The following is a 21,162-nucleotide window of genomic DNA, read 5'->3' on the forward strand; positions in this document are numbered from 1 at the left end:
TGGGGTCGGATCCCTTTGCCAATGGCAAAGGGATCCGACCCCGCTCCTCATGCCGGCCAGCGGCCGGCACTACCGTTGCGTTACCCGGCGCAGCGCGCGCAGAGGCCGTGCACTTCCAGGGTCTGCGCCTGCGGCTGGAAGCCCAGCTCCTTGGCGCGCTTCTCCAGCTGGGTGACGATCTCGCGGTCTTCCAGTTCCACCGCGCTGTGGCAGCTGTTGCAGATCAGGAACGGCACCGAGTGCGCGGCACTGCTGGGATGGTGGCAGGCCACGAAGGCATTCACCGACTCCAGCTTGTGCACGAAGCCATTGGCCATCAGGAAGTCCAGCGCGCGGTATACGGTGGGCGGGGCATCAGCGCCCACGCCCTTGCCGTTGCGCACCCATTCCAGCAGCTCGTAGGCCTTGACCGGCTTGCCGGCCTCGGCGATCAGCTTCAGCACGTTGGCGCGGATCGGGGTCAGGCGCAGCCCGCGTTCGCGCGAGACACGCTCGACCACCGCCACGAAATCCGACGCGTCATGGACGTGGTGGTGCGGGGCGGTACAGGCAGTGGCGGTCTTGGCGGGCATGCGTGTTCTCCGGTTCGGGCCTGGCAAGGATGCCTCAGGCCGTTGCTACCTTGGTGATGGCCACATCAATGCGTTTCAAGGCCTGCTCGCGGCCGGCCAGGTACACGGTATGGGAAATGTCAGGACTGACCTGGGTGCCGGTGATGGCCACGCGCAACGGCTGGGCGACCTTGCCCATGCCGATCTCCAGCGCGGCGGCGACGTCGTGCAGGGCCACGCCCACCGATTCGGCGGTCCACTCCGGCAGCGCCGCCAGCAGTTCGCGGGCCTTGCCCAGCGCCACCTCGGCACCGGCCTTGAAGTGCTTGGCCACCGCCGCTTCGTCGTACTCGGTCAGCGGCTGGTACCAGACCACCGCCTTCTCGGCCATTTCCTTCAGGGTCTGCACGCGTTCACGCAGGGCGATCACCACGTCCTCCGGGGCGGGGCCGGCGGCCACGTCCAGGCCCAGCTTCTGCAGCTGGTAGACCAGGTGCGGCACGATCGCGGCCACATCCTCGGTCTTCAGGAAGTGCTGGTTGACCCAGCCCAGCTTGGCCATGTCCAGGCGCGAGGCCTTGGAGTTGCAGTCCTTCACGTCGAACAGGTCGATCAGCTCCTGGCGGCTGAACAGCTCCTGGTCACCGTGCGACCAGCCCAGGCGGGCCAGGTAGCTCAGCAGCGCGTCCGGCAGGTAGCCGGCGTCCTTGTACTGCATCACGTCGGCCGCGCCGGTGCGCTTGGACAGCTTGGCGCCCTGCTCGTCCAGGATCATCGGCATGTGGCCGAACTTCGGCACCGGCGCGCCGATGCCTTCGTACAGGTTGATCTGGCGCGGGGTGTTGTTGATGTGGTCGTCGCCGCGGATGACCTCGGTGATGCCCATGTCCCAGTCATCCACCACCACCGCGAAGTTGTAGGTGGGGTAGCCGTCCGGGCGGAAGATGACCATGTCATCCAGCTCGCTGTTGGCGATCTCGATGCGGCCCTTGATCAGGTCGTCGAACACCACCGTGCCTTGCAGCGGGTTCTTGAAGCGGATGACGCGGTTCGGGTCGTCCTTGCGCGGCAGGCCCAGTTCGCGTGCAGCGCCGTTGTAGCGCGGCTTCTCCTGCCTGGCCATGGCGGCCTCGCGCATCGCGTCCAGCTCTTCGCGGGTTTCGTAGGCGTAGTAGGCCTTGCCGTCGGCGATCAGCTGCTCGGCCACTTCCTGGTAACGGGCGACGCGGTCGGTCTGGTAGATCGGGCCCTCGTCGTAATCCAGGCCCAGCCACTCCATCGCCTCCAGGATCGCGTCGATCGCGCCCTGGGTGCTGCGTTCACGGTCGGTGTCCTCGATGCGCAGCACGAACTCGCCGCCACGGTGGCGGGCCTCCAGCCAGCAGTACAACGCAGTGCGGGCACCGCCGATGTGCAGGTAACCGGTGGGGCTGGGGGCGAAGCGGGTGCGGCAGGTCATGGACGGCTCGAGGAACGGGAATCCCCCGATTTTACCAGCCCGCCGCCCCCGACGGAAAAAGGGGACGGAGGGGATTAAGTCGCGATTGCCCAGCCGCTGGGCCTGCAACCGGGAAACGGAGGGGAGAAACGACTTAATCCCCTCCGTCCCCTTTTACGGTTCTACCTTGCGCGGGAAGGACTGCTCGCGCATCGCGGCGTTGTAGGCGAACGAGGCGACGATGGCCGCGGCCTGCTTCAGGTCTTCCGGTTCGGCGTGGTCCCAGGTGTCCAGGTGGCTGTGGTGGACATTGGTGAAGTAGTCCAGCCGGTCCTGGATGAACTGGAAGCCCGGCAGGCCGATGCGGTCGAAGCTGATGTGGTCGGTGCTGCCGGTGTTGCGGGTGGCCACGGTGGTAGCGCCCACGTCATGGAACGGGGCCAGCCAGGCTTCGAAGATCGGCATCGCCGCGAGGTTTTCCTGTGCATAGATGCCACGGAAGCGGCCAGAGCCGTTGTCCATGTTGAAGTAGACCTGGAACTTGCCGTAGTCGCGGGTCTTCTGCAGCGCGCCGGTTGGTTCGCGCAGCGAGGCCGGCAGCGCCTTCTGCGCCGGGTCGGTGGGTTCCGGGAAACGGCCGAAGTGCTTGGCCACATAGGCCTGCGAGCCGATCAGGCCCTGCTCCTCGCCGCTCCACAGCGCCACGCGGATGGTGCGCTTGGGCTTGGCGCCGGTGGCCTTGAGGATGCGCATCGCTTCCATCATCACCGCCACGCCGGCCGCGTTGTCGGCCGCACCGGTACCACTGTGCCAGGAATCCAGGTGTGCGCCGATCATCACCACTTCATCGGGCCTGCTGCTGCCACGGATCTCCGCCAGCGTGTTGTAGCCGGGCTGGTCGGCCTCGTCGGTGAAGCGCGCGGCCACATCCACGCGCAGGCGCACGGTCTGCTTGGCCTCCAGCGCGCGCACCAGCGGATTGAAGTGTTCGCTGATCATCGCCAGCTCGGGGATGCCCACCGACTCACCGGCCTTGCGCGAGCCGCCGCCGGCAACGCGGATGATGCCATTGTCCCAGCTGCTGATGCTGATCGAGGCCAGCGCGCCTTCTTCGACGAAGAACGCATCGACCCTGGTCGCCAGCTGCTGGCGTTCCTGGTACTCCTTGACCCGCTTGGCACGCTCGGCGGTGGCGTCCTTGTCCTTGGGCAGGGTGAACTCCTGCAGGCCTTCCAGCGAGGTGGCGTCGTGGCGGTGCGAATCGGGCTCGGTGCCGCGCTTGTATTCGCGCGCCTCGCCGAGCAGCAGGATCTTGCCGCGCAGCTTGCCGCGGTACTTCTCGATGTCTTCGAGCTTCTTGATCTCGACCTGCACCAGTTCGCCTTCAACCGGTCCCTTGGTGCCCGGCGTCCACGCCTTCGGCAGTGCATGCAGCGGCTGTACACGGTCACCCAGCATCTCCACGCTGGCCGAGGTGAACTCCCAGCCACGGCCGAAGTCGTCGAAGGCTTCGTCGTGGACGTTGTCCAGCTTCCATTCGTTGAACTTGCCGCGGGTCCACGCATTGGCGCGGCCCATCGCCGGCGAGTTGGTCAGTCGCGGGCCGATGCGTTCGGTGAGGTAGCTGAAGGTGTCCATCACCTGCGAACGGTGGAAGGCCTCCTGGCGGATGCGGCTGACCATGTCCAGGTCCACCGGCTCGCGCTGCTGCGCGCCTGCATTGCCACCCATCGCCAGCGCGACCGCCAGCATGCCCCACTTCATCACATCGCACCCCTGCCCTTCGGCTCGATCATCAACCCATCGAGTCTAGCCAGCAGGGGCGCGCCGATACCGTCCCATCGGTCATGGACAGCGCGGAAGCGTGCGAACCAAGGTTCGCATCCACAGGAGAGTGGTTGGTTCGCATCCACAGGAGAGTGGTTGGTTCGCAGCCACAGGAGAGTGGTTGGTTCGCACCTGCCACGCCACCTCATCCACTCCATCCCAGCCACAGCTGCGCCCGCTCCGGCAGCAGCAGCAACCAGTGCCGCCGGTCGATGCTGCTGCAGCCGTACACCGACGCATGTGCGGGCCAGTCCTCGGGCAGGCCGCCGATGCCGATTTCGGCCAGCGCCTCCGCCCCGGCCTTCCATGGCCGGTAGCGCGGCACCCGGCCAGCCAGCGCGCCGCGTCCCTGCCGCGCGTCCTGCAGCCAGCCCAGCCCCTTGCCCTGCAGTCCCTCGCAGGTCGCCGCCGCCAGCTGGAAGCGGACCAGGCCGGGGGCGATCCGTGCCCCCGGCAGGGCCGCCAGCACGCCATGTGCCTGCAGCAGCGCATCCACTTCCAGCAGGGCCGGAATGCCCTGCCGTGCCCGTTGCCGCAATCCCTGGCGCCAGCTCATGACGTGCTCCTTACTTCAGTTCCGCGCCAAGCGCGTACCAGTCCACCCGGCGGGTCACCCACATCGCCAGCGCCAGGATCACGAACAGCAGCAGTGAACCCATCAGCAGCGCGTTGTTCTCCGACACCAGCAGGCCATACAGCGCGCCATACAACACGGTCAGCAGCGCAGCGAAGCCGAGGCCGCGCTTCCAGTGGCCCAGCACGTTGGCCAGGTACACCGCCTGCAGGCCGATACAGGCCACCGCCGAGACCAGATAGGCCTTCCAGAACGCGATGTGCTCGGACAGGCTGATCAGCAGCAGGAAGAAGATCGCCAGCGCCAGGCCCACCATGAGGTACTGCAGCGGGTGGATGCGCAGCGACCTGATCAGCTCGAACAGGATGAAGCCGACGAAGGTGAGCAGCACGAACAGCACGCCGTATTTCGAGGCACGGTCGGCCTGGGTGTAGGCATCGACCGGATCAACCAGCGACACCGTCACCGCCTGCGACTCGACCGCACCATCATTGCGCAGCTGTCGCTGTGCATCGGAGGCCAGCGAAGACACCGCCCAGCGCGCATCGAAGCCCTGTGCGTCGACGCGACGCTCGTTGGGCAGGAACGCACCGCTGAATGACGGATGCGGCCAGCTCGAACGCAGTGCGATCTTGGTGTCATCGCCCACCGGCACCACCGACAGCATGCGGCTGCCATCCAGGCGCAGCTCGAGTTCGACGGTGCTGGCAGCCAGCGTGCCGCCATGGTCTTCGGCGAATCCGGCCACCGGTGCATGCAGACCGCGGCCCACCTCGCTGGCCGCACCAACCCCCGGCAGCAGGCGCAGCTGCTTGCCATCCACGCGCAGGTTCGGCGTACCGACCAGGCCACGCACATCGGAAATGCCCACCGCCACATACGGCTGGCCGTAGCTGCGGCCGGCCTTCACCGGATAGTCGTCTGCAGCGAACGTCGCCTTCATCTGGCCGTTCCAGCTGTATACCGGCACCTTGAACAGGCCGACCTCACGCTGGCTCGGCAGCATCTCGCCGCCCACCTCCAGCGACGCTGGCATCTGCAGCCAGTGCCCCTCGGTGACCTGCACCTCGGTCTTCTTGACGCCCAGCGGGTCGACCAGTTCAACCTGCTTGCGTTCCACCCACGGCACCACCCGCACCGGGCCCACCAGCTGCTGTGCACCGGCGCGGCTGTCGGCCACCCGCGAGAAGGCCTCGTCGCGGTACGCGCTGCGTTCGTTGATGACCCCGCGGATCATGGTCAGCGGCACCAGCAGCAGCAGGATCAGCCCGCCGACAATGGCGAACCGCAGCAGCATCTTCAGGGATTTCATGGTCCATCCTCGTTGGAGAGGGCTGCAGGATGGACCGCCGCGGTGAGCAGGGTTTGTGGCGAATTTGAAGCGAGTGTGAAGTCAGCGGCGCGGGCGCTGGCCTGGCACACCCAAAGGCAGCCACAGGCTGGCCACGGTGCCGCCGCCCTCGCGGATATCCACGCTGGCGCGCCCATCATGCAGGCGCGCGACCTCCTGCACGAACGGCAGGCCCAGGCCGGAGCTGCGCCGCCCGCTGCCGGGGCGGGCCAGCGAATAGAAGCGCTCGAACACCCGCTCACGCGCGTAGTCGGGAATGCCGGCGCCACGGTCGGCCACCTGCAGGCGCACGCCCTGCCCGTCCACCTCGGCCTGCAGCGCGATCTCCGCGCCGGCCGGCGAGAAGGCAATCGCGTTGTCGATCAGGTTGTGCAGTGCCTGCCGCAGCAGGTAGGCGTCGCCCTGCACCCGCAGGTCGGGCACGCTGCCGATGCGGACCTGCACGCCGGCCGCCTGCGCGCGCACCTGCGCGGCCGCCGCCGCATCGGCCAGCAATGCCGGCAGCGCGATCGGGTCACGCGTCTGCAGCCAGCCGTGCTGTTCCACTTCGGCCAGCGCCAGCAGCTTGTCGATGGTCTCGGTCAGCCGCTCCTGCTGGTCGACGATGCTGCGGGCGAAATGCACGCGATCAGCCTCCGGCAATGGCTCCTGCAGCAGTTCGGCGGCACCGCGGATCGCCGCCAGCGGGCTCTTCATCTCGTGCGTCAGCGACTGCACGTACTGCTCGACGTAGGCCTTGCCTTCGAGCTTCTGGCGCATCGTTTCCAGCGCCTGGCCGAGATCGCCGATCTCGTCGCGGCGACGCCGTGGTGGTGGCACCGGTTCGCCCGCGCTGACCGCGCGTGCATAGCGGCTGAGCTGGCCGAGGCCGGTGGTCAGCCACATCGTCACCAGCACGCCGACCAGCGCCGACAGCCCGATCAGCCACGCACCGCGCTCGATGATGGCGCGTTGGCTGGCAGCGATGAACGGATCGATGCTGCGGTTCGGCTGGGCCAGGCTGAGCACGCCGATCAGGGTGCGGCCGTCGGCCGGATCGTACACCGGCGCCGCCACATGCATCACCGTATCGCCTTCCTCGCCCGGAATCTCGGGGCTGGAACGCGCACCGTACTCGCCACGCAGGGTGCGGTAGACATCGTTCCAGCGCGAATTGTCGCGCCCCAGGTCACGGCCCAGCGAGTCGTAGATGACGATGCCCTTGGCATCGGTGATGGTCACCCGGTAATCCAGCGAGCGCTTGGGAAAACGCCAGACCATCGACTTCAGGTCGCGCTGCCGTGCCTTGGCCAGGTTGCGGGTGAAGCTGCCGCTGCGGATGGTGCCGTCCTTGACGTCGGCGGCGGCCATCTCGGCCAGCACGTTGGCCGCGTCAACCAGGGTCGATTCCATCGCCTGGCGCACACCCGGCTTCACTTCGTTGACGAACACGCGCATCACGAAGAAGGCCGCGATGCCGGTGATCAGGAAGAAGCCGAGGAACAGCTTCAGCACCAGGCGCATCGGCTAGACCTCCAGCGCGTAGCCGAGGCCACGGTGGGTGCGGATAGGATCGTCGCTGGCCCCAGCCGCTCGCAGCTTGGCGCGCAGCGTCTTTACATGGGTGTCGACGGTGCGGTCGGCACTGTCGGCACTGCTGTCCCAGCCCCGGTCCATCAACTGCGCGCGGCTGAGGATGGCACCCGGGCGCTGCAGCAATGCTTCCAACAGTGCGTACTCGTAGCGGGTGAGGTCCAGCGCCTGTCCGCGGAAGCGGATGCGCCGGCCTTCGCGGTCGATGGCGAACGCGCCATGTTCCTGCCAGCCCGCATCGGCGCTGGGCGCTGCGACGACCGGCGCCGCACGGCGCAGGCGTGCACGCACCCGTGCCACCAGCTCGCGCGGCGAGAACGGCTTGGTCATGTAGTCGTCGGCGCCCAGCTCCAGGCCGAGCACGCGGTCCACTTCGTCGTTGCGCGCGGTCAGGAAGATCACCGGCAGCTGCGCCGCCGGCCCCGGCTGTGCACGCAGCCGCCGGCAGACCTCGAAGCCGCCGAGATCGGGCAGGCCCACGTCCAGCACCAGCACATCGATATCGCCGGCCTGCAGCCGCTGCAGGGCCTCACCGCCCAACAGGCAGTGACTGGCGGCATAGCCCTCGCTGCGCAGCGCATAGAGCACGGTTTCGGCGATGGCGGCTTCGTCCTCGACCACCAGGACATGGGCAACAGGAGCTGTCATGGCGCGCAGCATAGCCGCTGCGGCCGCCGCCCCGTACACTGCCGCCCATGAACTATCGCCACGCCTTCCATGCCGGCAACCACGCCGATGTGCTCAAGCACATCGTGCAGCTGGCCCTGATCGACAGCTTCAAGCGCAAGGACAGCCCGTTCTTCGTGCTCGACACCCACGGCGGTGCCGGCCGCTACCTGCTGGCCAGCGAAGAGAGCCGCAAGACCCTGGAGGCCGAGTCCGGGATCATGCGCTTGATGGCCCAGCCCAAGCTGCCCGAGGTGGTCGAGCGCTACCTGAAGGCGGTGCAGGCCGACAATCCGGTCGGCGCGCTGACCAACTACCCCGGCTCGCCGCTGTTGAGCGCGCAGGCGATGCGTGCGCAGGACCGCATGGCGGTCTGTGAGCTGCAGGAAGCCGAAACGGCCACGCTGAAGGCCCTGTTCGCCCATGACAGCCGCGTCGACGTGCGGGCGGGCGATGGCTATGCGCTGCTGCGTTCGCTGCTGCCGCCGAAGTTCAACGGCAGCAAGATCGGCCGTGGCCTGGTGCTGATCGACCCGCCCTACGAGGCCCAGGACGCCGAATACCAGGCGGTCCTGGCCGCGCTGGGCGAGACCCTGGCGCGCTGGCCGCAGGCCACGTGTGCCGTCTGGTTCCCGATCAAGCAGCGCCGCACCATCCTGCATTTCCTGCGCAAGGCCACCGCCCTGCCGGTGAAATCGGCGATGACGATCGAGTTCCTGGTGCGCCCGGACGACTCACCGCTGCGCCTCAACGGCAGCGGCATGCTGCTGCTCAACCCGCCCTGGCAGTTCGACCGGGTGGTCGGCCCGGCCCTGCCGGCGCTGCGCCAGCACCTGGGTGAACCCGGGGCCAGCACCCGCCTGGATTGGCTCAAAGCACCCGAATAACGGCCTTCACGAGGCTGTACCGCCGTGAGCCTTTCGTTCACGGAATGCAGCCCCGGTGATGCCACAATCGATGGACCACCAAGGAATCACCCGGTATGGCCACTCGCAACCGCATGCCGCCCTGGCATGAGATCTTCAAGGCTCCCAGCGGCCACGAGCTGCTGATCCGCCCCATCCGCCCGGAAGATGGCGCACCGCTGCAAGCGGCGTTCAGCCTGTTCGGGCCGGAAGAAATCCGTGATCGTTTCCTGCAGGCGGTGACCGAGCTTTCGCCGGAAACCACCCAGCGCCTGACCCACCCGAATCCCAAGACCGAGATCACCCTGGTCGCTGCCGAATCCCTCCCCGCCGGTGAGGCGGTGGTCGGCGCGGTCGCCCGGGCCTCGATCATCCCCGGTACCCGTGAAGCCGAGTACGCGATCCTGATCAGCCGCTTCCTCATTGGCCAGGGCCTGGGCCGGCAGCTGATGCGCAAGCTGGTGAAGTGGGGCCGCGGCAAGTACCTGGACCGCCTGTACGGCGACGTCGCCGCCGAGAACGAGCCGATGAAGCAGCTGGCCGCCTCGCTGGGCTTCAAGCCGGTGCCGCACCCGACCGGTGCCGAAGGCCTGGTGCGGATGGTGCTGGAGCTGGACAACTGACGGATGCGCCGGGCTCTGCCCGGCGATGCCTCCCGGTAGTGCCGGCCGCTGGCCGGCATTGCGCTACCCCAACGGCACATGAGGCGGCCGGCCAGCGGCCGGCACGACTCACCGGGCTTCGATCGGGCTTCTGCTAAAATCCGGGGTCCATGTCGCGTACCTCATACCCCGCCCCGCCGCTGCCGCGCGCCGGCCAGCTCCGCGCCTGGTGGCGCGCCCCCGCTTCGCCGACCGCCCTGGCCTGGTATCTGGCCCAGGCCGCGCGTGCGCACGACGCCCCGCTGCTGGTGATCGCCCGTGACAACCACGGTGCCAACCAGCTCGAAGCCGACCTGCAGACCCTGCTCGGCGGCGATCCGGCCCTGCCGGTGGTGGCCTTCCCGGACTGGGAAACCCTGCCCTACGACCGCTTCAGCCCGCATCCGGACATCATTTCGCAGCGCCTGTCCGCCCTGCACCGCCTGCCCACGCTGAAGCGCGGCCTGGTGATCGTGCCGGTGCAGACCCTGCTGCAGCAGCTGGCCCCGCGCAGCTACGTGATCGGTGGCAGCTTCGACCTGAAGGTCGGCCAGCGCCTGGACCTGGAAGCCGAGAAGCGCCGCCTGGAAAGCGCCGGCTATCGCAACGTGCCGCAGGTGATGGACCCGGGTGACTTCGCCGTGCGCGGCGGCCTGCTCGACGTGTTCCCGATGGGCGCCGACGAGCCGCTGCGGGTGGAGCTGCTGGACGAGGACATCGACTCGATCCGCGCCTTCGATCCGGAAAGCCAGCGCTCGCTGGACAAGGTCGAGGCGGTGCACATGCTGCCTGGCCGCGAAGTGCCGATGGACGAGGCCAGCATCGCCCGCGTGCTGGCCACGCTGCGCGAGCGCTTCGATGTCGATACCCGGCGCAGCGCGCTGTACCAGGACCTGAAGTCCGGGCTGGCCCCGGCCGGCGTCGAGTACTACCTGCCGCTGTTCTTCGAACGCACCGCGACCCTGTTCGACTACCTGCCCGACGGCAGCCTGCCGGTGGTCTGCGCCGGTACCGGCGAAGCCGCTGAAGCATTCTGGGCGCAGACCGGTGAGCGCTACGAACAGCGCCGCCACGATGTGGAACGGCCGCTGCTGCCACCCTCGGCGCTGTACCTGTCGCCGGAACTGCTGCGCGAGCGCCTGAACGATGCCCCGCGTATCGAAGTGTGGTCGGCTGACCACGCGCGCATCGCCGATGCCCACGCGCTGGGTGACCAGCTGCTGCCACCACTGCCGGTGGCCGCACGCGAAGCCCCCGCTGGCGATGCGCTGAAATCCTTCCTCGGTCACTATCCGGGCCGGGTGCTGATTGCCGCCGATTCGCCCGGGCGTCGCGAGGCCCTGCTGGAAGTGTTGCAGGCCGCCGAGCTGAAGCCGCCGGTGGTGGCCGACCTGCCCAGCTTCCTCGCCGACGATGCGCGTTTCGCGATCGCGGTGGCGCCGCTGGAGGATGGCTTCGCACTGGACGATCCGCGCATCGCGGTGCTGACCGAGCGCCAGCTGTTCCCCGAGCGCGCCGGCAGCACCCGCCGCACGCGCCGTGCCGGCCGCGAGCCGGAAGCGATCATCCGCGACCTCGGCGAACTGACCGAGGGTGCGCCGATCGTGCACGAGGACCATGGCGTCGGCCGCTACCGTGGCCTGATCGCGATGGACGTCGGCGGCATGCCCGGCGAGTTCCTGGAAATCGAATACGCCAAGGGCGACCGCCTGTATGTGCCGGTCGCCCAGCTGCACCTGATCAGCCGTTACTCCGGTGCGTCGGCGGAAACCGCGCCACTGCATTCGCTCGGTGGCGAACAGTGGAGCAAGGCCAAGCGCAAGGCCGCCGAGAAGGTGCGCGACGTCGCCGCCGAGCTGCTGGAGATCCAGGCCCGCCGCCAGGCCCGTGCCGGCCTGGCGCTGCAGGTGGACCGCGCGATGTACGAGCCGTTCGCCGCCGGTTTCCCGTTCGAGGAAACCCCGGACCAGCTGGCCGCGATCGACGCCACCCTGCGCGACCTGGCCAGCAGCCAGCCGATGGACCGTGTGGTCTGCGGCGACGTTGGCTTCGGCAAGACCGAGGTGGCGGTGCGTGCGGCATTCGCCGCCGCCAGTGCCGGCAAGCAGGTGGCCGTGCTGGTGCCGACCACGCTGCTGGCCGAACAGCATTACCGCAACTTCCGCGACCGTTTCGCCGATTACCCGCTGAAGGTCGAGGTGCTGTCGCGCTTCAAGACCACCAAGGAAATCAAGGCCGAGCTGGAAAAGGTCGCCGCCGGCACCATCGACGTCATCGTCGGTACCCATCGCCTGCTGCAGCCGGACGTGAAGTTCAAGGACCTGGGCATGGTCATCGTCGACGAGGAGCAGCGTTTCGGCGTACGCCAGAAGGAAGCACTGAAGGCGCTGCGCGCCAACGTGCACCTGCTGACCCTGACCGCCACGCCGATCCCGCGCACGCTCAACATGGCCATGGCCGGCCTGCGCGACCTGTCGATCATCGCCACGCCGCCGCCGAACCGGCTGGCGGTGCAGACCTTCATCACCCAGTGGGACAACGCGCTGCTGCGCGAAGCCTTCCAGCGCGAGCTGGCGCGTGGTGGCCAGCTGTACTTCCTGCACAACGACGTGGAAAGCATCGGCCGCATGCAGCGCGAGCTGTCCGAGCTGGTGCCGGAGGCGCGCATCGGCATCGCCCACGGGCAGATGCCCGAGCGCGAGCTGGAAAAGGTGATGCTGGATTTCCAGAAGCAGCGCTTCAACGTGCTGCTGTCGACCACGATCATCGAGTCGGGCATCGACATCCCCAACGCCAACACCATCATCATCAACCGCGCCGATCGCTTCGGCCTGGCCCAGCTGCACCAGCTGCGTGGTCGTGTCGGTCGTTCGCACCACCGCGCCTACGCCTACCTGGTGGCACCTGATCGTCGTTCGATCACCCCGGATGCGGAGAAGCGCCTGGAAGCGATCGCCTCGATGGACGAACTCGGCGCCGGCTTCACCCTGGCCACGCACGACCTGGAGATCCGCGGTGCTGGTGAACTGCTCGGCGAGGACCAGAGCGGGCAGATGGCCGAGGTTGGCTTCAGCCTGTACACCGAACTGCTGGAACGCGCGGTGCGCAGCATCAAGCAGGGCAAGCTGCCCGACCTGGATGCCGGCGAAGAAGTGCGCGGTGCCGAGGTCGAGCTGCATGTGCCGGCGCTGATTCCGGAAGACTACCTGCCGGACGTGCACACCCGCCTGACCCTGTACAAGCGCATTTCCAGCGCGCGCGACAGTGATGCGCTGCGCGAGCTGCAGGTGGAGATGATCGACCGCTTCGGCCTGCTGCCGGATGCGGCCAAGCACCTGTTCGCCATCGCCGAGCTGAAGCTGAAGGCCAACACCCTCGGCATCCGCAAGCTGGACCTGGGCGAGAACGGTGGCCGCATCGTGTTCGAGTCCAAGCCGAACATCGACCCGATGGCGGTGATCCAGCTGATCCAGAAACAACCGAACCTCTACGCCATGGAAGGGCCTGACAAGCTGCGCATCAAGCACCCGCTGCCGTTGCCGGAAGACCGCTTCAATGCGGCCCGCGCCCTTCTGACCACCCTCGCCCCGGGTTGATCGCCCCCGAATACCCCGCACCGGTCCCCACCCGGTGCGGGCGGATGACCATGTTTCCTGACGCCGTACCCGCCCCCGACCTGCTGCACGCGCAGGCCTGCCTGATCGATGCCCTCTCGATGTCGCTGCAGATGCGCGACGCCTACACCCGCCACCACTGCGACCGCGTCGGACTGCTCGCGCAGCGCCTGGCCACGCACTGCGATCTCGATGACGATGCCTGCTCGCAGATCGGCCTGGCCGCGCGCTTCCATGACATCGGCAAGATCGGCATCCCCGACGATGTACTGCTGACACCGCGCCGGCATACCGACGAGGAACGCGCGATCATGCGCGAGCACCCGGTGCGTGGCGAGCACATCTTCCTGGCCACCGGCCGCAGCGATGCGGCGCCGGTCGCACGCCTGATCCGCGCCCATCACGAAGCCTTCGATGGCAGCGGCTATCCCGACGGCCTGCGTGGCGAAAGCATTCCGCTGGGCTCACGCATCGTCACCGTTGCTGATGCCTACGATGCCATGACCAGCGTGCGCCCCTACCGCGCAGCGATGGAACGCGAGACCGCGTTGCGCATCATCGACGAGCAGTCCGGCGGCCTGATCGATCCCTATGTGCTGCAGCGCTTCCATCGCATGCTGGCGCAGGAGCCTGCGCTGGCCTGAGATCCGCCGCGCTCGTCCCGGCGCCTCCGAGCGGACAGACGAAAGGCCCGGCGTTCGCCGGGCCTTTCGCTTCACGCATCACGGATGATCGACTACCAGATCACTACGCGCTTGTCGTCGGCACGCACCATCGCGTCGCCGGCCTTGCACTGGAACGCAGCGGCATACGACGGCATGTTCGACGGCGCGCCGTTGGCACGGAAGTTGGCCGGCGCGTGCGGGTCGGTGTTCAAGCGGACGCGCAGCTCACCGTCGGTGAAGTTGCGGCGCCACACGGTGGCCCAGTTCATGAAGAAGCGCTGGTCCTGGCTGTGGCCGTCCACTTCGACGTTCGCCTTCGGGTCTTCCTTCAGCGCCATCTGCAGCGCGTCGTAGGCCACGGTCAGGCCACCCAGGTCGCCGATGTTCTCGCCCAGGGTCAGCTTGCCCTTCACGAACACGCCCGGCACCGATTCATAGCCGTCGAACTGCGCGACCAGCTGGTCGGTACGCTCGGTGAAGGCCTTGCGGTCGGCATCGGTCCACCAGTTGTCGAAGTTGCCGTTGGCGGCGAACTGGCTGCCCGAGTCATCGTAGCCGTGCATCATCTCGTGGCCGATGACCGCACCGATGCCGCCGTAGTTCAGCGCCGGATCGGCCTTGGCGTCGAAGAAAGGTGCCTGCAGGATCGCCGCCGGGAACACGATCTCGTTCTTGGTGGCGTTGTAGTACGCGTTGACGGTCTGCGGGGTCATGCCCCACTCGGTCCTGTCCACCGGCTTGCCGATCTTGTCCAGCATGTAGCGGTAATTGAACGCACGTGCCGCCTGCATGTTGCCCAGGTAGCTGTCACCGTTGGTCTGCAGGCCGGTCCACTCGCGCCACTTGTCCGGGTAACCGATCTTCGGAGTGAAGCTGGCCCACTTTTCCAGCGCCTTCTTCTTGGTTTCTTCGCCCATCCACGGCAGCTGCTCCAGGCGCGCCTTCAGCGCCACCGAGAGGTTTTCCACCAGGTGCTGCATGGCCACCTTGGATTCGGCCGGGAACACGGCATCGACATACAGCTGGCCCAGGGCTTCGCCCATGCCACCGTTGACCGACTCCAGCACGCGCTTCCAGCGCGGCTGCATTTCCTTCTGGCCACGCAGGGTGGTGCCATAGAAATCGAAGTTGGCCTTCTCGAACTGGCTGCTCAGGTACGGCGAGGCGTCGTCGATGGTGTGGAAGCGCAGGTAGGCCTGCCAGGTGCTGGCCGGCACGTCGGCCAGCATCTTGTCCATTTCACCGAAGAAGCCCGGCTGGGCCAGCGAGAACTTCTGCGCGGCCGGCACCTTCAGGGTGTCGAACAGCGCGGTCCAGCTGAAGTTCGGGGTCAGCTTGTCGGCGTCGGCCGCGCTGAGCGGGTTGTAGCGCTTGGCCGGGTCACGCATTTCAATGCGCGACATCGAGGCCTTGGCCAGGCGGGTTTCAAAGGCCATCACAGCCTTGGCCTGCTCGGCCGCCTGCGCCGCGTCCACGCCGGACAGGGTCAGCACCTGTGCGATGTAGGCCACGTAGGCGTCGCGGATCTTGGCCTGCGCGTCGTCGAAGTAATAGCCCTTCTCCGGCAGGCCGAGGCCGCCCTGGCCGACATAGGCGATGACGTTGGCCGAATCCTTGTAGTCGGCATTGGCGAACAGCGAGAACAGCACGCCCTTGCCCTCGGCCTGGCTGTCGCGCAGGTACTGGGTGATGGCAGCGGTATCGTTCAGCGCCGTGATCTTGTCCAGCTGCGGCTGCAGCGGCGCCAGGCCGGCGGCTTCGATCTTGGCTTCATCGTTGCCGGTCTTCCAGATGTCACCGATCTTGGCTTCCACCGAGCCGGCCTTGGCCTGGCTGGCCGCGGCCTGCTGCACCAGTGCGTGCTGCACTTCCAGCGAGCGCTCGCGCAGGATCTCGAAGCTGCCCCAGGTGGTCTGGTCGCCCGGCACCGGGTTGGCCTTCAGCCACTTGCTGTTGACGAAGCCATTGAGGTCGGTACAGGCCGAAATGGCCGGATCCAGATCGGCGCTGTTGAGCGAGATCAGCGGCGTCTTGATCTGCGACAGGTCGAAGGCCGGCTTGGCGTCGGCGCTGGCCGCCGGCGCGGTTTCATTCTTGCCACAGGCGGCCAGCGAGGCAGCGATGGCGATGGTCAGGCCCAGCGGGACCAGATTGCGGACGTTCATGAGGCTCTCCTGCGGGTAATTTCACAGGGTAGCCGGGGAGGCCCAGCGTGGGGACCGGCCAAAGGTCACAGGACGCCCTTCTGTAGAGTCGAGCCATGCTCGACTGCTCTCCGTTCCGGGTTTATTGTCCTTGCGGCAAGAGGCCAACAGCAGTCGAGCATGGCTCGACTCTACAAAAAGCGAAGGCCGGCTTGCGCCGGCCTTCTGTTTTATTTCGCCTTGCCCTGGTTGGCCACGGCTTCAGCGGCCTTGCGCGCTGCTTCCGGGTCGCCCAGGTAGCGGAACGACTTCACCGTCAGGTCGTCGTTCAGTTCGAACAGCAGCGGGATGCCGGTCGGGATGTTCAGCTCGAGGATTTCCTCGCGCGAGACGTTGTTGAGGTACTTGTACAGCGCGCGCAGCGAATTGCCGTGGGCGGTGACCAGCACGGTCTTGCCGTCCTTCAGCTGCGGCGCGATGGCGTCGTGCCAGTACGGCAGCACGCGGTCCAGCGTGGTGGCCAGCGATTCGGTGCCCGGCAGCGCGTTGCGGTCCAGGCCGGCGTAACGGCGGTCATGGATCGGGTGGCCCGGATCTTCCAGGTCCATGGCCGGCGGCGGGATGTCGTACGAACGACGCCACACCTTGACCTGCTCCTCGCCGTGCTTGGCAGCGGTCTCGGCCTTGTCCAGGCCCTGCAGGCCGCCGTAATGGCGTTCGTTGAGGCGCCAGGACTTGTTCACCGGCAGCCAGTCCTGCTCCAGCTCGGCCAGTGCACCCTGCAGGGTGTGGATGGCGCGCTTGAGCACGGAGGTGTGGGCGACGTCGAACTGCAGGCCTTCCTCGCGCATCAGGCGACCGGCGGCGGCCGCTTCCCGGCGCCCCTGCTCGGTCAGGTCGACATCGACCCAGCCGGTGAAGCGGTTGTCCAGGTTCCACTGGCTCTGGCCATGGCGCAACAGTACGAGTTTACGGGTCACTGCAGGGTCTCCAACGCGAGGAAAGGCAGGCTGCCATTGTAGCCCCGGGCGCCGCTCACCGGGCCGTGGCACCGCGCATGCGATGCTGTGACCAATGAATACGGTGATCGACCCCGGGCGCTGGGAAGGCAGCGTCGCCGCGGCACGCGCGCAGCAGCTCCAGCTGGCAGGCCGTGTGGAGCGCCAGGACCGGCTGCCACGCACGGTGCGCTGGCTGGCCGGGCTGGATGTCGGCTTTGAAGAGGGCGGCGCCATCACCCGCGCCGCGGCGGTGTTGTTGGATGCGGAGACGCTGCAGCCCGTGGCGCAGGAGATCGCGCGCATCCCCACGGTGATGCCCTACATCCCCGGCCTGCTCAGCTTCCGCGAGTTGCCGGCACTGCTGGCCGCACTGGCGCTGCTGCCGCGCGCACCGGACCTGGTGTTCGTCGATGGCCATGGCATCAGCCACCCGCGCCGGCTGGGGGTGGCCGCTCACCTCGGTGTGGTCACCGACCTGCCAAGCATCGGCGTGGCCAAGTCGAAACTGGTGGGCCGCTTCGTCGAACCGGGCGCCGAGGCCGGCGCACATATGCCGCTGCTGGATGGCGATGAGCAACTGGGCTGGGTGCTGCGCAGCAAGCTGCGCTGCAAGCCGCTGTTCGTGGCCGGCGGCCATCGGGTCAGTGCGGATACCGCGCTGGACTGGGTACGGCGCACGCTGCGCGGTTACCGGCTGCCGGAGCCGACGCGGCTGGCGGACCGGCTGGCCTCGCGACGGGACGAATGACCACACCGGGCATCATCCGGCGCGGTCGTCATCCTCGATCAACGATGCACGTGGCCGCGATGGCCCTGCGCGTCCTCGCCGTGGTCATGGCCTTCATGGCCCTCGTGCTCGCCGCCCTTGGCCGGCGCCGGCTCACCACAGGCTTCGCCGCAGTGGTCCGCTTCGATCTGCAGCGTCACGTGCTCGATGCCGAAGTCATCGTGCAGGCGCCCGCCCAGCTCACGGCGCAGCGCATCGGCATCGGTGCCGTCGCGCATCACGATGTGCGCGGTCAGCGCCGGGGTGCTGGAGGCCAGCGCCCACACATGCAGGTCATGCACGTCCAGCACGGCGGCATGGCCGGACAGGCTGTCGCGCACCTTGGCCACGTCCATGCCCTTGGGCACGCCTTCCAGCAGCACGTTGATCGCCTCGCGCATCAGCACATAGGTGCGCGGCAACACCCACAAACCGATCAGCACCGCCAGGATCGGGTCGATCGGCTTCCAGCCGGTCCACTTGATCAACAACGCACCGGCGATCACCGCCACCGAGCCGAGCATGTCCGCCCACACTTCCAGGTAGGCGCCCTTCACGTTGAGGCTCTCGCCACTGCCCGCCTGCAGCAGGCGCATCGAGATCAGGTTGATGACCAGGCCCGCAGCCGCGATCACCAGCATGCCGGAGGAGGCGATCTCCTGCGGCTCGCGGAAGCGCCCGACTGCCTCCCACAGGATATAGGCGGCAACCACGAACAGCATCGCGCCGTTGATCATCGCGCCGAGCGCTTCCAGGCGCGCATAGCCGTAGGTGCGGCGCGCGTCCGGCGGGCGCCGGCTCAGCCGCACCGCGACCAGCGCGATCATCAGCGCCAGCGCATCGGTGGCCATGTGCGCGGCGTCTGACAGCAGTGCCAGGCTGTTGGTCCAGAACGCGCCCACCACCTCGACGACGAGGAAGGTGGAGGTCAGGCCGAGTGCCCACCACAAGGGTTTCTCGTGGCGGATCTCGGATGGCAGGTGATCGTGGTCGTGGCCCATGGCAACAGCTCCTTTGCGATGCGGTGCAGGCTACGCCGTGCTGGCGGAGGAGACTATTACGGTGTTTATAACATTGCAGGCCACGCGGTCCCTCACCGGGCATGGCCCGGCGCTACCGGAGCGCGGCCGGCAGCACCAGGCCACGCCTGGCGAACGCAGCGGACCGACGTCCGCGTGCGCTCAGAACCCGAAGCGCAGGCTGGCCCAGTAGGCGCGGCCCGGCTCGTTGTAGGTCGCCGCGCCGGCATCGCTGCTGTTGGCCTCGCGGAACAGGCGCTTGTCGGCCAGGTTGTTCACGCCGAAGCCGAAGCTGACCGTCTCGGTCACCTTGTAGCGCGCGCTCACGCCCCAGATGTTGTACGCGCCGCGGTCCTGCAGTGCGATCGACGCATCGCAGCTGCCGGTGCAGCGCGGATCATTGTTGATGTTGGTGGTGGCCGGCTTCTGCTTGCCGTAGAAGGTGCCGGTCAGCAGCAGCGACAGCTTGTCGGTGGCCTGCCAGTCCAGCATCGTGTTGACGGTGTACTTCGGGATCACCGACAGCGGCTGGCCGGTGCTCTTGTTCTCGTTCTCCACCATGTACGTGAAGTTGTTGCTCCACTTCAGGCGGTTGCCCTGCTCGCCCAGCAGCGGGATCACCAGGTTGCCTTCAAGCCCCTGCACGATCGCCTTCGGCGCGTTCTCCCAGCGGAAGATGCGGCCGCGGCCATCGGCGGTCAGGCCGATCTGGTCGTAGCCGGCCTGGATCTTGTCCTTGTAGTCGTTGTGGAAGTAGGTCAGCGATGCCTGCCAGCCGCTCTGCGGTGCCCATTCGATGCCCAGTTCCTTGTTCAGGCTGGTCTCCGCCTTCAGGTCCGCGTTGCCGCGCATGTAGCAGCCGGCGCCCAGGCTCGGCAGTGCATTCGGGCAGCCATTGCCCCGGGTGTAATACAGATAGTCCGGATTCGACTGGTACAGGTTCGGCGCCTTGAACGCGCGGGCGATGCCGCCCTTCACCACCCAGTCGCTGTTGATGCGGAACTGCGCGTTGAGGCTGGGGCTGGTGTTGTTGCCGAACTGGCTGTGGTGGTCGAAGCGCAGGCCCGGTGTAACGATCCAGCGCTCGCCCAGATAGATGTTGTCTTCGACGAACACGGCGGCGGTCTGCGCATCAGCCTTGCCGCGCGCACGGTCAGCCGACAGCCCCGGAAAGCCGCCGCCACTGCTGCTGGACTGGCTCATCGAGTACGGATCGGTCAGGCGGCTGTCCAGGTATTCAAAGCCCAGCGTCCAGATGTTCTCGGCACCGCCCAGCGTGGTCGGGAAACTGACTTCGCCGTCCAGCTGGTAGTTGCGCAGGCGCGAGGTCGACCAGTCGGTCCCGTTGAAGCTGCCTTCCGGGCCACCGGCCAGGCCTTCATTGATGCGCGAGTTGTTGACCGCCTCAACCGCGGCCGTTACCCGCGAGGTCACGTCACCCCAGCGGCCGCGATGGGTGATCGCGCCGGTGTTGCGGTACATGCGGTTGGTCTCCGCCTTGTCGTCGGCCAGGGCGGCCAGATCGATCCCGGTCGACGTGCCGGTGGTGCTGACCGCGCGGTCGCCGGCGTAGATGTTGCCCTGGCGGCTGGTGCCGGCTTCGAATTCGACCACCTGATCGGCGGTGATGTCCCAGCGCAGCAGCGCGTTGACATCGCGGTTCTTGACGCCCTCACGACCGGCCGGCGGCACCGCGTTGGGAGTGGTAGCGTACTGGCGGTTGAGCTCCAGCGAGTCCGCGTCGGTCTTGTTGAGATTGCCGTACAGGCGGAACGACAACGTGTCGGTCATCGGACCGCTCAGCTGCAGGCCAACGCGCTCGCTGCCCCCTTCGGCACTGTGCTCGGGTACCAGGCCATACAGGTCGACTGCGCCGGTCAGGTCGCCGGTCGGGCGCTTGGTGATGATGTTGACCACGCCACCGGAAGCACCCGAGCCATAACGTGCCGCCGCCGGGCCGCGCAGCACTTCGATGCGCTCGATCATTTCCGCCGGCACCCAGTTGGTATCGCCGCGGGTATTGCGCTCGCCGCTGCGGCCCATGCGCACGGCATCACGCGCACCGATGCGCTTGCCGTCGACCAGGATCAGGGTGTTTTCCGGGCCCATGCCACGCAGGTCGATCTGGCGGTTGTTGCCGTACTGGCCCGAGGCGCTGTTGCCGGTGAGGTTGACGCCCGGCATGGTGCGCAGCAGTTCGGCGATGTCGTTGGCCGGTGGGCGCTTGGCGATGTCCTCGGCAGTGATGGTCGAGGTACCCAGTGCCTGGCGGGCGATCTGCGACGCGGTGACATGCACCGTGTCGATATCGGTGGCGTCGGTTTCGGCCTGGGCGGTCAGGGCGCTGCCCGCCAGCAGGGCGGCAACGGCGAGCGCCAGCGGGCGCGGCGAAAGGACAACGGCTCGGGACATGATCTGGACCTTCTGG

The 21,162-nt window shown here is 67.5% G+C and carries 16 protein-coding genes; 5 read left to right on the forward strand and 11 right to left on the reverse strand.

Annotation, left to right across the window (positions count from 1 at the left end; genetic code table 11):
• Positions 1 to 80: 80 nt before the first annotated feature.
• From VPH47_RS14670 to creB, 7 genes are all read right to left on the reverse strand, one after another.
• Complete coding sequence (locus VPH47_RS14670; RefSeq protein WP_004150412.1) at positions 81 to 572, reverse strand: Fur family transcriptional regulator; 492 nt, start codon at positions 570 to 572, stop codon at positions 81 to 83.
• A 34-nt stretch (positions 573 to 606) separates the two neighbouring features.
• Positions 607 to 2,010, reverse strand: a complete 1,404-nt coding sequence (gene gltX, locus VPH47_RS14675; protein ID WP_368851113.1) for a glutamate--tRNA ligase — start codon at positions 2,008 to 2,010, stop codon at positions 607 to 609.
• 153 nt (positions 2,011 to 2,163) lie between these two features.
• On the reverse strand, positions 2,164 to 3,741 hold the full coding sequence (locus tag VPH47_RS14680; protein WP_368851114.1) for a M20/M25/M40 family metallo-hydrolase: 1,578 nt from the start codon (positions 3,739 to 3,741) through the stop codon (positions 2,164 to 2,166).
• A gap of 220 nt (positions 3,742 to 3,961) precedes the next feature.
• Complete coding sequence (locus tag VPH47_RS14685) at positions 3,962 to 4,372, reverse strand: hypothetical protein (RefSeq protein ID WP_368851115.1); 411 nt, start codon at positions 4,370 to 4,372, stop codon at positions 3,962 to 3,964.
• Positions 4,373 to 4,382: 10 nt separating this feature from the next.
• Positions 4,383 to 5,702 (reverse strand): cell envelope integrity protein CreD, encoded by a 1,320-nt coding sequence (gene creD, locus VPH47_RS14690; protein WP_110711667.1) that lies wholly within the window; start codon positions 5,700 to 5,702, stop codon positions 4,383 to 4,385.
• Positions 5,703 to 5,783: 81 nt separating this feature from the next.
• The gene (creC, locus tag VPH47_RS14695) at positions 5,784 to 7,244 is read right to left on the reverse strand and encodes a two-component system sensor histidine kinase CreC (RefSeq protein ID WP_368851116.1); all 1,461 of its coding nucleotides are present in this window, start codon (positions 7,242 to 7,244) and stop codon (positions 5,784 to 5,786) included.
• A gap of 3 nt (positions 7,245 to 7,247) precedes the next feature.
• The gene (gene creB / locus VPH47_RS14700) at positions 7,248 to 7,973 is read right to left on the reverse strand and encodes a two-component system response regulator CreB (RefSeq protein ID WP_110711666.1); all 726 of its coding nucleotides are present in this window, start codon (positions 7,971 to 7,973) and stop codon (positions 7,248 to 7,250) included.
• Positions 7,974 to 8,008: 35 nt separating this feature from the next.
• Here creB and VPH47_RS14705 point away from each other — a divergent pair, with 35 nt between their 5' ends.
• The 4 genes from VPH47_RS14705 to VPH47_RS14720 all read left to right on the forward strand — a co-directional run bounded on the left by VPH47_RS14705 (position 8,009) and on the right by VPH47_RS14720 (position 13,783).
• Positions 8,009 to 8,866: a 23S rRNA (adenine(2030)-N(6))-methyltransferase RlmJ gene (locus VPH47_RS14705; RefSeq protein WP_014036453.1), complete on the forward strand. Its 858-nt coding sequence runs from the start codon at positions 8,009 to 8,011 to the stop codon at positions 8,864 to 8,866.
• Between the two features lie 95 nt (positions 8,867 to 8,961).
• Positions 8,962 to 9,507 carry a GNAT family N-acetyltransferase gene (locus VPH47_RS14710; RefSeq protein WP_004150340.1) on the forward strand — a complete coding sequence of 182 codons (546 nt, stop codon included), beginning with the start codon at positions 8,962 to 8,964 and terminating at the stop codon, positions 9,505 to 9,507.
• A 149-nt stretch (positions 9,508 to 9,656) separates the two neighbouring features.
• A complete protein-coding gene (mfd, locus tag VPH47_RS14715) occupies positions 9,657 to 13,121 on the forward strand; it encodes a transcription-repair coupling factor (RefSeq protein WP_368851117.1) in 3,465 nt (1,154 codons plus the stop codon).
• A gap of 44 nt (positions 13,122 to 13,165) precedes the next feature.
• Entirely contained in the window at positions 13,166 to 13,783 is a 618-nt protein-coding gene (locus VPH47_RS14720; protein ID WP_032127517.1) for an HD-GYP domain-containing protein, read from the forward strand.
• A 92-nt stretch (positions 13,784 to 13,875) separates the two neighbouring features.
• On the opposite strand, the gene VPH47_RS14725 is transcribed toward VPH47_RS14720, so the two are convergent.
• Together VPH47_RS14725 and gpmA are read right to left on the reverse strand one after the other, a co-directional pair.
• A complete protein-coding gene (locus VPH47_RS14725) occupies positions 13,876 to 15,969 on the reverse strand; it encodes a M13 family metallopeptidase (RefSeq protein ID WP_368851118.1) in 2,094 nt (697 codons plus the stop codon).
• Between the two features lie 209 nt (positions 15,970 to 16,178).
• Complete coding sequence (gene gpmA / locus VPH47_RS14730) at positions 16,179 to 16,928, reverse strand: 2,3-diphosphoglycerate-dependent phosphoglycerate mutase (RefSeq protein WP_032127519.1); 750 nt, start codon at positions 16,926 to 16,928, stop codon at positions 16,179 to 16,181.
• Positions 16,929 to 17,022: 94 nt separating this feature from the next.
• Here gpmA and nfi point away from each other — a divergent pair, with 94 nt between their 5' ends.
• A complete protein-coding gene (gene nfi, locus VPH47_RS14735; RefSeq protein WP_368851119.1) occupies positions 17,023 to 17,697 on the forward strand; it encodes a deoxyribonuclease V in 675 nt (224 codons plus the stop codon).
• Between the two features lie 38 nt (positions 17,698 to 17,735).
• Here nfi and VPH47_RS14740 read toward each other — a convergent pair whose 3' ends face one another.
• Both VPH47_RS14740 and VPH47_RS14745 read right to left on the reverse strand, forming a co-directional pair.
• Entirely contained in the window at positions 17,736 to 18,716 is a 981-nt protein-coding gene (locus tag VPH47_RS14740; protein WP_046983236.1) for a cation diffusion facilitator family transporter, read from the reverse strand.
• A gap of 180 nt (positions 18,717 to 18,896) precedes the next feature.
• Positions 18,897 to 21,146, reverse strand: a complete 2,250-nt coding sequence (locus tag VPH47_RS14745; protein ID WP_368851120.1) for a TonB-dependent siderophore receptor — start codon at positions 21,144 to 21,146, stop codon at positions 18,897 to 18,899.
• Positions 21,147 to 21,162: the final 16 nt, after the last annotated feature.

Origin of the sequence: Stenotrophomonas sp. WED208 (genome assembly GCF_040984485.1) — a bacterium.
Taxonomy (GTDB): domain Bacteria; phylum Pseudomonadota; class Gammaproteobacteria; order Xanthomonadales; family Xanthomonadaceae; genus Stenotrophomonas; species Stenotrophomonas riyadhensis.

Bases quoted from the DNA above. Each gene is read 5' to 3' on its own strand.
- VPH47_RS14670 (WP_004150412.1), bottom strand. From the start codon at position 572: ATGCCCGCCAAGACCGCCACTGCCTGTACCGCCCCGCACCACCACGTC.
- gltX (WP_368851113.1), bottom strand. From the start codon at position 2,010: ATGACCTGCCGCACCCGCTTCGCCCCCAGCCCCACCGGTTACCTGCAC.
- VPH47_RS14680 (WP_368851114.1), bottom strand. From the start codon at position 3,741: ATGCTGGCGGTCGCGCTGGCGATGGGTGGCAATGCAGGCGCGCAGCAG.
- VPH47_RS14685 (WP_368851115.1), bottom strand. From the start codon at position 4,372: ATGAGCTGGCGCCAGGGATTGCGGCAACGGGCACGGCAGGGCATTCCG.
- creD (WP_110711667.1), bottom strand. From the start codon at position 5,702: ATGAAATCCCTGAAGATGCTGCTGCGGTTCGCCATTGTCGGCGGGCTG.
- creC (WP_368851116.1), bottom strand. From the start codon at position 7,244: ATGCGCCTGGTGCTGAAGCTGTTCCTCGGCTTCTTCCTGATCACCGGC.
- creB (WP_110711666.1), bottom strand. From the start codon at position 7,973: ATGCTGCGCGCCATGACAGCTCCTGTTGCCCATGTCCTGGTGGTCGAG.
- VPH47_RS14705 (WP_014036453.1), top strand. From the start codon at position 8,009: ATGAACTATCGCCACGCCTTCCATGCCGGCAACCACGCCGATGTGCTC.
- VPH47_RS14710 (WP_004150340.1), top strand. From the start codon at position 8,962: ATGGCCACTCGCAACCGCATGCCGCCCTGGCATGAGATCTTCAAGGCT.
- mfd (WP_368851117.1), top strand. From the start codon at position 9,657: ATGTCGCGTACCTCATACCCCGCCCCGCCGCTGCCGCGCGCCGGCCAG.
- VPH47_RS14720 (WP_032127517.1), top strand. From the start codon at position 13,166: ATGACCATGTTTCCTGACGCCGTACCCGCCCCCGACCTGCTGCACGCG.
- VPH47_RS14725 (WP_368851118.1), bottom strand. From the start codon at position 15,969: ATGAACGTCCGCAATCTGGTCCCGCTGGGCCTGACCATCGCCATCGCT.
- nfi (WP_368851119.1), top strand. From the start codon at position 17,023: ATGAATACGGTGATCGACCCCGGGCGCTGGGAAGGCAGCGTCGCCGCG.
- VPH47_RS14740 (WP_046983236.1), bottom strand. From the start codon at position 18,716: ATGGGCCACGACCACGATCACCTGCCATCCGAGATCCGCCACGAGAAA.
- VPH47_RS14745 (WP_368851120.1), bottom strand. From the start codon at position 21,146: ATGTCCCGAGCCGTTGTCCTTTCGCCGCGCCCGCTGGCGCTCGCCGTT.